3 protein-coding genes and 1 pseudogene are annotated in these 2836 nt (G+C 61.0%); 3 read left to right on the forward strand and 1 reads right to left on the reverse strand.

Features of this window, described 5'->3' with window-relative positions; genetic code table 11:
- The first annotated feature begins 188 nt into the window (after positions 1 to 188).
- The 3 genes and pseudogenes from VNX23_RS15510 to VNX23_RS15515 all read left to right on the forward strand — a co-directional run.
- The gene (locus VNX23_RS15510; RefSeq protein ID WP_325631407.1) at positions 189 to 812 is read left to right on the forward strand and encodes an NADPH-dependent F420 reductase; all 624 of its coding nucleotides are present in this window, start codon (positions 189 to 191) and stop codon (positions 810 to 812) included.
- 60 nt (positions 813 to 872) lie between these two features.
- Complete coding sequence (locus tag VNX23_RS31070) at positions 873 to 1211, forward strand: DUF1330 domain-containing protein (RefSeq protein WP_414643008.1); 339 nt, start codon at positions 873 to 875, stop codon at positions 1209 to 1211.
- A gap of 434 nt (positions 1212 to 1645) precedes the next feature.
- Positions 1646 to 1873 (forward strand): annotated as a pseudogene (locus tag VNX23_RS15515) (hypothetical protein); the annotation flags it as partial.
- Positions 1874 to 2355: 482 nt separating this feature from the next.
- On the opposite strand, the gene VNX23_RS15520 reads toward VNX23_RS15515, so the two are convergent.
- Positions 2356 to 2836: aldo/keto reductase (locus VNX23_RS15520; RefSeq protein WP_325631409.1), on the reverse strand; the 481-nt coding region annotated here is incomplete at its 5' end.

Genomic DNA, 2836 nt, shown 5'->3' on the forward strand with positions numbered 1-2836 from the left:
GGAGGTCGCCGAGCTGGTGGCATTCTTGGCGTCCGAGCGCGCCGCCTTCGTCAGCGGCGCCAACTATGTGCTGGACGGCGGGACCATCCCAACCGTCTGATCGCCAGCCTGCCGCCCGAGGGCCGCTGAGAGCCGCTCGCGGACCTATACTATCAGGGCCCGTCCGTCTTCGGCCAAGGAGGAGAAGCGTGAAAAAGATTGTTGTCGTCGGCACGGGGCGCATGGGCGGAGCCTTTGCGACAGCATTCGCCGAAAGAACGTCGCACACGGTTGCGATCCGCGGATCGCATCCCAGCAGCGCTACGGCAGCCGCCCTCAGCCGTCAGTTGGGCGTGCGGGTGGCCGGCGACAAAGAGCTTCTTGCGGCCGATGTTGGCTTCATCGCAACGCCGCCGGCCGCGCTTGACGACGTGGCGGCTGCGCTGAAGGGTTATGCCGGCATCATCGTTTCGGCGATGGTTCCCGGCGCCGGCGGCTACGAGCTGAAGCGAGACGACGGTACAAGCGCGGCCGAGCAACTTGCGCACCTCGTCCCGAAGGGGCGCGTCGTCACTGCGTTCACGTCCATTTCCTCGGCATTGATCCGCGAGCCGGCGAGCGGCGAAAAGCCTACGGTGTTTACTTGCGCGGACGATAAGGCCGCGCGCTCGACCGTGATCGCCCTGGCCAAGGAGATCGGCTTCGAAGGCGTGGATGCCCGCCATCTTGACGCTTCACACAACATCGAGAACCTCGGCCTGCTCGTGGGACAGCTTGCCTACGGATCAGGCTTCGGAGACCGCGTTACGCTGCGCGCTTATGTAGCGTCGTGAGTCGTTTCGACGGACACGCCCAGGAAAGGGTTCGACTGTACCGAAACGGAGAAGCAATCTATGCCCGCCTATCTCGTCTATATTTGCCAGGGTGTAAGCGATCGGAAGGAACTGGAGACATATTGGAAAGAGATGCCTCGTACTTTCAGGGGGTTCGATGTCAAGCTCCACACAGCGTACCGTCCATTCGAACTCCTCGAGGGTGAAGGATCGGTAGAAGGAGTCGTGGTCGCGGAGTTCCCTTCGATGGAGGAGGCGAAGAGGTGGTATGACAGCCCAGGATACGCCGCGGTGCGCCAGCATCGCATGCGAGGTGCAAAGTATCTTGGCTTGCTTGTCGATGGGGGAGTTACGGAAAGAATCGATGAGCGGATGCCTCAAACAAGGCGGAAGTCCTAAGGCCCGGGACTACGCCCGCGTAAGGGTATTACAGCAGGGATTTGCGACTGCCGAAATGGGCTTCGCCGGGCCACCAGCGCACTAGCGTTAGATATAGCCCCGGCTCGGTAAGTGAGCCTGACAGCGGACACATATCCACGCTGCGCTCTGGGTAGTTCTTGTTCGAAACCCAGCGGTGATCTGCCGGGGGCTGGATGATGGTTTGTGCAGGGTTGATCGGGCTCGCCACGGCCTCGCTCACTACCATCCCAGGCAGTGTCGCGAGCAGGGACGCGAGAAGCATGTCTCGCCTCGATGTATGCATGTTGCTGTACCTTCCGATTGTTTCTTTCCATCTGCGAACCAGATTGCCGCATTCTAAAGCTTCCAACAATGCAAGATTGAGCAACCGACGACGCGATTCCACCCTCCATCGTATGTTCCAGCAAGAGCGCGGCATTCGGCTTGCGAAACGAAGCGGGCTGCGCAAAGCCAAGGTTGCGGTTGCCCGAAAACTTGCCGTCATTCTGCACCGGATGTGGGTTGATGGTACCGACTTCAAATGGCAATCGAAATCCCGCCGAACCCCGGCGGGACCCAACGTCCCTGCCGGGACGCTGGCGTTGGTGCGATCGCCCCTGGCTTTGCGATGCTCAAAAAAGCAAGCGCGCTTCACACATTGATCCGCCAGCGTCATCTTACACCATCATGCGGAGGGCATACCCCTACCGCGGAGAGAACCTTGAACCCGGCAAGGGCGTTTTTGGAGAGTCTTGACCGCAGGCCCGGAATTAGAGAACAGCCGGGGTCATTTGCAGACCTCGTCGCACGCAATCGCAATGTCCGCTTTCGCACCGTTTGCGACCAGACAGCAGACATCGCCCGAGGTCGTTTTGCGGGACCCGACCTTCGGAAACCTCGCCCGCCACCATTCGCGGCGCGAGGGTCACGACAGACAGCGCCTGCCGGCCTTCAATCTCCTTTGGATATGGCCGCTGCTTTTTCATGCTGACGAGAATGGAGCGGGTAGTCGCCGAAATCGACAGGCAGACATGCGAGCATCTCCGAATGCGCCACGTCCTCGACGCGAGAATGGTCCCGATACGGACGTCGATCTTGTCGAGGTCAGGGGTGGAGATGAGGGGTTTGATGGGCGCCGAATTCATTAACCACTCTTTGCTGAGGCTCGGTCGATCGCGTCGAACTCGGTCTCACTCAAGCGCCAACCGAGTGCATCGAGATTGGTCCTCGCGTGATGAGGCTTGGTCGCGCCGGGGATGGGAATCACGTGACTGTCGCGCGCCAACAGCCAGTTCAGGGCGACCTGGCTGATGCTGGCGTCGTGCGAGCGGGCAATCTCGGCGAGACACGTCAGCAGCGCTTTCGTTCCCATGCTGTCCGGCGGCTGCGCGAGGCGGCCGGACGCAAGGGGAAAATACGCGACCAGTGCCACATCGAGCTCACGGCAGGCTTCGAGCACGCCATTTGTTTCCGCTGCTCGTCGCAGCAGGCTGTAGTTGACCTGATTAGCGGCGAGCGGAACGCCTGCCCTTGCGAGGTGATCGGCGATGCGGCGCATCTGGTCCGCATTGAAATTTGCCACGCCGACCGCGCGTGCCTTGCCGGACTTCACCGCTTCGACAAGG

Origin of the sequence: Bradyrhizobium sp. (assembly GCF_035570375.1) — a bacterium.
In the GTDB taxonomy this organism is placed as follows: Bacteria; Pseudomonadota; Alphaproteobacteria; order Rhizobiales; family Xanthobacteraceae; genus Bradyrhizobium.